Annotated in this window: 7 protein-coding genes; all 7 read left to right on the top strand. The window is 50.3% G+C overall.

Annotated elements, in window-relative coordinates; all coding sequences use genetic code 11:
- Positions 1 to 371: 371 nt before the first annotated feature.
- The 7 genes from CCY32_RS14950 to recR all read left to right on the top strand — a co-directional run bounded on the left by CCY32_RS14950 (position 372) and on the right by recR (position 6,164).
- A complete protein-coding gene (locus tag CCY32_RS14950) occupies positions 372 to 1,211 on the top strand; it encodes a DUF692 domain-containing protein (RefSeq protein WP_088332077.1) in 840 nt (279 codons plus the stop codon).
- On the top strand, positions 1,211 to 1,966 hold the full coding sequence (locus CCY32_RS14945) for a putative DNA-binding domain-containing protein (protein ID WP_088332075.1): 756 nt from the start codon (positions 1,211 to 1,213) through the stop codon (positions 1,964 to 1,966). The genes CCY32_RS14950 and CCY32_RS14945 overlap by 1 nt, the downstream gene beginning before the upstream one ends.
- An 84-nt stretch (positions 1,967 to 2,050) precedes the next feature.
- Positions 2,051 to 2,173, top strand: a complete 123-nt coding sequence (locus CCY32_RS17475) for a hypothetical protein (RefSeq protein ID WP_281492518.1) — start codon at positions 2,051 to 2,053, stop codon at positions 2,171 to 2,173.
- Between the two features lie 33 nt (positions 2,174 to 2,206).
- Entirely contained in the window at positions 2,207 to 2,743 is a 537-nt protein-coding gene (gene apt, locus CCY32_RS14940; RefSeq protein WP_088332073.1) for an adenine phosphoribosyltransferase, read from the top strand.
- A 7-nt stretch (positions 2,744 to 2,750) separates the two neighbouring features.
- Positions 2,751 to 5,141, top strand: coding sequence for a DNA polymerase III subunit gamma/tau (gene dnaX / locus CCY32_RS14935; protein WP_088332071.1), 2,391 nt, complete (start codon positions 2,751 to 2,753; stop codon positions 5,139 to 5,141).
- Positions 5,142 to 5,161: 20 nt separating this feature from the next.
- Positions 5,162 to 5,488 (top strand): YbaB/EbfC family nucleoid-associated protein, encoded by a 327-nt coding sequence (locus CCY32_RS14930; protein WP_088332069.1) that lies wholly within the window; start codon positions 5,162 to 5,164, stop codon positions 5,486 to 5,488.
- 76 nt (positions 5,489 to 5,564) lie between these two features.
- The gene (gene recR / locus CCY32_RS14925) at positions 5,565 to 6,164 is read left to right on the top strand and encodes a recombination mediator RecR (protein ID WP_088332067.1); all 600 of its coding nucleotides are present in this window, start codon (positions 5,565 to 5,567) and stop codon (positions 6,162 to 6,164) included.
- The last annotated feature ends 116 nt before the right edge of the window (positions 6,165 to 6,280 follow it).

The raw sequence follows: 6,280 nt of genomic DNA, 5'->3' as shown, positions 1-6,280 counted from the left end.
GACAAAGCCCACAAAGAAGGCAAGTGTGGCGAAGGTAAATGTGGCGGCGACAAAGCCCACAAAGAAGGCAAGTGTGGCGAAGGTAAATGCGGCGGCGATAAAGCTCACAAAGAGGGAAAATGTGGCGGCGATAAAGCTAAGAAAGAAGGCAAGTGCGGCTCAAAGTAATCGCGTTTAGCCGGTGGAGTCATAAAGGCCGGTTTTTACCGGCCTTTTCTATGACATCGTTGTGCAGTCAGATGTCGAAATAGCAACGGTTGCCACACTGTAAAACGAAGGTTCTGAACGTGGTGTCGGTCGGGTAGTGCTGATACATGCATGAGACATGGGTTCTAATAGAATGCAGGGTGCGACAGAGTGATGGAGATGGCATGGGTAATGAGAAGAATTTGGTAGGCTTGGGGCTGCGTCGTGAAATGCTGGATGAGCTGACTGAATCGGTTCCCGAGCAAGTTGATTTTTGGGAAGTGGCGCCGGAGAACTGGATTCCCATCGGTGGTCGATATGGTCGGCTTTTCAACGCATTGACGGCAAAACACCATTTCAAGACCCACGGATTATCTTTGTCTATTGGTAGTCCGGACCCGCTGGACATTGAATTTGTTAAATCGGTAAAGGGTTTTCTGGACCAACACGGTATCCAGCATTACAGCGAACATTTGAGTTATTGTTCAGCACAGGGGCATTTGTATGATCTGATGCCGATTCCGTTTACTGAAGAAGCCGTAAAGCATGTGGCTGAACGGGTAAAACGGGTACAGGATGTTATTGAGCGGCCACTGATACTGGAAAATGTCTCTTATTATGCTGCCCCCGGACAAGAACTCAGTGAATTGGAGTTTACGCTTGCAGTGTTGCAAGAGGCAGATTGTAAGTTGCTATTGGATATTAATAACATCTATGTCAACTCCGTTAATCACGGCTACGATGCAGAGGCATTTATGCGTTCACTTCCTACAAAACGCATTGCCTATGCGCACATTGCCGGTCATTACAATGAAGCCGAAGATTTGATTGTGGATACCCATGGTGCAGATGTTATTGAGCCAGTTTGGGACCTGCTGGAAAAAGCCTATGCCTGTCATGGCGTTTTTCCAACATTATTAGAAAGAGACTTTAATATTCCTCCGATGCAATCGCTGTTGCAGGAGGTCGATCGGATTCATCAGTTGCAACAACAATACAGTGCAACCCTTGGGAAGAGTGCATAATGCAGAAGTTTTCCGCGTTGCAGCAACAATTCGCAAAACATCTTAAGCACCCGGAGCTTGAACCGGCCCCAGCCGGCCTGGAAGAGCGCAGGTTGTCTATATACCGGGACTTATTCTTTAACAATATTGTGGGTTTCCTCAGTAATGGTTTTCCCGTTCTGCAGTCCTTGTATGAGCAGGATGAATGGCTAGATTTATGCAGAGCGTTTTATCATCAGCATGGCTGTCGCTCGCCTTATTTTGTTGATATCAGTAAAGAGTTTGTAGAATTTCTGGCGAATGAATACCAGCCATTGGCAACGGATCCTCCCTTTATGGCGGAGCTGGCGCATTATGAGTGGGTCGAATTGGCTCTGAGTATCAGCAAAGAAGATCCGGGTGGTGGTTATTGGCAAGAGGGGAAACCCTATACCACGCTGAAGGTCTCGGAACTTGCGTGGTTACTCAGTTATCAGTTTCCGGTGCATAAAATCTGTACTGAGTTTTATCCGCAACAGGCGGATGGCCCCTGGTACTTTGTCGTATGCAGAGATGAGCAGGATGAGGTGCGTTTCACTGAGATAGATCAGGTTAACGCTTATCTGCTCAATTACATTGAACAGCAGGGAGAGGTTAATCTCATGTCGCTCAATGAGCAGATGCATCAGGCCTTACCGCAATATCCACCAGAGCAGCTGGAACAGCAGGTTAATCAGGCGGTGCAAAGGTTTTTACTCAAGCGTATTCTGGTGGTGGTTCATCAAGAGGATAGCTAGCCTGGCAATAGCCGCTAGTTACGCCTATGAATTCACCTGGCTTTGGATTAAAATTTGCGGCTGTTGTAATTCAGGGTGAAAACCATGCATCAAGACAATGAATTCAAAGATCCTTTCAATATGAAGTACCTTCTCGGCGCACTGGTGGTGTTACTTGCACTGCCGCTGCTGCACGTCATCCTGGCCTGGGGTGTCTATTATCTCTAGTCATTATTGCAATACGTCTCAGAGGCAGGGTTGATGAGTGCCGAGTATATTAAATCCGTGATCACAACGGTGCCCGATTATCCCAAGCCCGGTGTGCAGTTTCGTGATGTCACCTCCGTGATGCAGGACAAAAAAGCTTTTGCCAGTTGTATTGATTTGCTGGCAGAGCATTACCGCTCTCATCAGTTTGATAAGATTGCTGGCACAGAGGCCCGTGGCTTCATTTTCGGCGCACCTCTGGCCAAAGCGCTGGGCGCAGGTTTCGTGCCTGTGCGTAAGTCTAATAAGCTTCCCCGTCCGGTTATTCAGCAGCGCTATGAGCTGGAGTATGGCTCGGATGTTCTCGAGTTACACCGGGATGCCATTGGCGAGGGCGAGAGAGTGTTGCTTCTGGATGATCTGTTGGCAACAGGCGGCACGATGCTGGCCACTGCGACCTTAGTTCGTCAACTGGGCGGCATTGTGGAACATGCCGCGTTTGTGATCAATCTACCCGACCTGGGCGGCGCAGCGAAGCTGTCAGGACAAGATATTACATGCCATTTTCTTTGCGAGTTTGAGGGAGATTGAAAACTCTATGAGTTATCAGGTATTGGCTCGAAAGTGGCGTCCCGCAAACTTTGCTCAGTTGGTTGGGCAGGAACATGTGGTCAGCGCGATTTCTAATGCGCTGGACAATGATCGTTTACATCACGCCTATTTGTTTACGGGCACCCGAGGGGTCGGTAAAACCACTATCGCACGGATTTTCTCTAAGAGCCTGAACTGTGAACAGGGACAGAGTGCGACGCCTTGTGGTCAGTGTTCTACCTGTCAGGAGATTGATGCGGGTAGTTTTGTCGACTTGCTGGAAATTGATGCGGCCTCCAGGACTAAAGTCGAAGATACCCGCGAACTGCTGGATAATGTGCAGTACCGGCCGACCCGTGGACGCTTTAAAGTGTACCTCATCGATGAAGTCCACATGCTCTCCAAGCATAGCTTTAATGCATTGCTTAAAACACTGGAAGAGCCACCGCCTCATGTGAAATTTTTACTGGCGACCACAGATCCCCAGAAGCTGCCGGTTACTATTTTATCCCGTTGTTTACAGTTCAATCTGAAGGCGCTCTCTCGTGAACAGATTGCCCAGCAACTTAAGCATATTCTTACGCAAGAGACATTGCAGTTCGAGCATGAAGCGCTTGCTCAGATTGCCCGGGCTGCGCAAGGCAGTATGCGCGATGCCCTAAGTCTGACCGATCAGGCGATTGCTCAGGGTAATGGGCAGGTTAGTGTCCGCGTGGTGGTCGATATGCTGGGCCTGATGGATAAGAACCAGGTACTCAAGCTATTGCACTCGGTGATAAAGGGAGAGTCCTCACAGGTACTTGAACAGGTAAACAGTCTATCCTATCAAGCTCCTGATTATGGGCAGCTATTGGCAGAGATCCTGAGCCTGCTGCACCAGATTGCGTTGACGCAATTGGTACCGGACAGCTGCAAACTTGAAACGGTGACCGCCCGTGCGGTGTATCAACTGGCAAAGAGTCTTGATGCAGAAAAAGTACAGTTGTTGTATCAGATAGCGTTGCAGGGCAGAAAGGATTTACCTTTTGCCGCAGATGGCCGTGCCGGGCTGGAAATGACCTTATTGCGGATGTTGGCGTTTACGCCATCAGCGCAAAAAAAAACTCTGGCAGACATTGAAGAATTAAGTATGTCGGTGAGCGACGCACCCTCTGTTGAGGCAGACAGCGACGCGCATCATCAGCAGCTGGAGAGCGAACAAGAGCAAATATGGCAACAGGCTGAGTATTTACATCAGCCGGCTATTGACCCTCAGTCTGATACTGAACAGGCTGATTTGCCAGAGCCAGAGCCAGAGCCAGAGCCAGAGCCAGAGCCAGAGCCAGAGCCAGAGCCAGAGCCAGAGCCAGAGCCAGAGCCAGAGCCAGAGCCAGAGCCAGAGCCAGAGCCAGCCTTGAGCAGGACAGAGCAAATTCTGGCGCTGAAAAGACAGTTGCGTAATCAGACTGAACACGCAGACAAGTCTGAGAAGGCGCCGTCTCAGAACGTTGCAAAGCCGACGGTCACTACCCAGTTAGCCGAACAGGACCAACCTGCCAGCGCTTTGAGTCAGCCACAGGACTTTGCGACGGAGGCGCCTGTACAGGAGACTGAGGCCGCTGTTTCGTCAGCAGCAGTTGCGGGTGAGGACGCAGGGCTAGACGATTCCATGGATGCGCCGCCGCCCTGGGATGACAGCGTTATTGATATGTTTGCTGAGCCGATGGCATTGGCGCAGCAAAATGTAGCCGAAGATCACCCAGTTGTTGAAGAACCTGTAGAGGCAAATCGCACGAGAGAACAGGATGATTCGCGTTCTCCACTGCCTGTTACTTCTCCTGCTGATAAGCAGGAAGAGATAGCAGGGGAGAATCAGCAAGGGCCAGCGGAACCGCCTGCAACGGAAAAAACAGATCAACAAACCGACGGTGAGAGAGAAACCGAGAGTATTCTGGCTGAATACCAGCAAGAAGATGCTGCGGTACTCAAGGTCGACATGCATATTCCGACCTTTGTCGGTGAGCAGGAAAAAGTGCTCAGTGCGGCGCAGCTGGATAGCTGGAGTCAGCTCATCGAAAAGATGTCGGTGAGTGGTCTGATAAAGCAGCTGGCGCTGCATAGCCGTTGTCATATCGCAGGTGAAGAGGTGACATTATCGTTGCAGCAAAGCAAGGCGCATTTGTATACGCCGTCCGCACATGAACAGCTGGAACAGTCATTGCAGGAGGTTTTGGGCCATGCTGTTAAGCTCAACGTGGAACTCACAGAGCCTGTGAACACGCCTTTTGCGCTGGGCGTGGCAATTCGGAAAATGCGACAGGAATTTGCTCGTCAGAGTATTGAATCAGATGAAGCCGTCAGCCGGCTCGTAAATGAATTTGGTGCGTCCGTGATGACGCAAAGTATTGAACCAAGATAACCATTGATGAAGAGGTAATTATGTTTAAAGGTGGTATGGGTAATATCATGAAGCAGGCGCAGCAAATGCAGGAGCGCATGCAGCAAGCTCAACAGGAACTCGCCGACCTGGAGGTAACCGGGGAAGCCGGTGCAGGTTTAGTCAAGATCACCATGACCTGTAATCACAATGTGCGCAAGGTCGAGATTGATGAGAGTCTGATGGAAGATGACAAGGACATGATTGAAGATCTGGTGGCAGCAGCAACCAATGATGCGGTCAGACGTGTGCAGGAAACAACCAAGGAAAAAATGTCATCAGTAACCGGTGGTATGCCGTTGCCTCCTGGTATGAAGATGCCATTTTAATTTATCTCTGATGGTGCCTGTGAGCGTTTTTCTAACGAACGTCCTGCTAATTGTCGGTTTATAGTCAGAAGTGTGAATGAAATTCAGTCCTTTACTCAGTGAGCTCATCACTACCCTAAAGTGCCTGCCCGGTGTCGGTCAGAAAACTGCACAGCGTATGGCGTTTCAGATGCTGGAGCGAAACCGCGATGGCGCACTGGCCCTGTCTGATGCGCTGCGTAACGCCATGGAGCATGTACAGCATTGTAGTCAGTGCCGAACATTCACCGAGTCAGAGCTGTGTGATATCTGTGCCAGTCCCAGCCGACAGCAGGCAGGGGTGCTGTGTGTGGTGGAAAGTCCGCAGGACGTGATGGCCGTGGAGCAAACCAGTGAGTTTAAAGGGCTGTATTTTGTGCTAATGGGGCATTTATCACCCATCGATGGGATTGGTCCCAATGAAATCGGCCTGGACAGACTAGCGACGATGCTGGACACCAATCCTGTCGAGGAAGTTATTCTGGCCACCAACCCCACCGTAGAGGGGGAGGCCACGGCTCATTATATTGCACAGATGTGCCGAACCCGCACCATAAAAGCCAGCCGTATCGCTCATGGTGTTCCGGTTGGCGGGGAACTGGAGTATCTTGATGGTTCCACACTCACCCATGCCTTCTCCGGGCGAAGAGTGCTCTAAACGCCCATAAATTGTCAGTGGGCCATTGATTTTCGGCGCCGCGTCCCTATCTCCTGAGTTGAATCATTTTTTTGCACCTGCAGCACCCGCGCAGGTTTTAATCGAACCAGGAGAGT

The sequence above is a fragment of the Lacimicrobium sp. SS2-24 genome, assembly GCF_002201535.1.
Lineage (GTDB): Bacteria > Pseudomonadota > Gammaproteobacteria > Enterobacterales > Alteromonadaceae > Lacimicrobium.
The sequence above is the reverse complement of the archived record's forward strand: the minus strand, read 5'-3'. Positions and strand labels throughout refer to the sequence as shown.

What these genes read in the sequence shown, in the direction of transcription:
- CCY32_RS14950 (WP_088332077.1), top strand. Translation starts at nt 372, where the DNA reads ATGGGTAATGAGAAGAATTTGGTAGGCTTGGGGCTGCGTCGTGAAATG.
- CCY32_RS14945 (WP_088332075.1), top strand. Translation starts at nt 1,211, where the DNA reads ATGCAGAAGTTTTCCGCGTTGCAGCAACAATTCGCAAAACATCTTAAG.
- CCY32_RS17475 (WP_281492518.1), top strand. Translation starts at nt 2,051, where the DNA reads ATGCATCAAGACAATGAATTCAAAGATCCTTTCAATATGAAGTACCTT.
- apt (WP_088332073.1), top strand. Translation starts at nt 2,207, where the DNA reads ATGAGTGCCGAGTATATTAAATCCGTGATCACAACGGTGCCCGATTAT.
- dnaX (WP_088332071.1), top strand. Translation starts at nt 2,751, where the DNA reads ATGAGTTATCAGGTATTGGCTCGAAAGTGGCGTCCCGCAAACTTTGCT.
- CCY32_RS14930 (WP_088332069.1), top strand. Translation starts at nt 5,162, where the DNA reads ATGTTTAAAGGTGGTATGGGTAATATCATGAAGCAGGCGCAGCAAATG.
- recR (WP_088332067.1), top strand. Translation starts at nt 5,565, where the DNA reads ATGAAATTCAGTCCTTTACTCAGTGAGCTCATCACTACCCTAAAGTGC.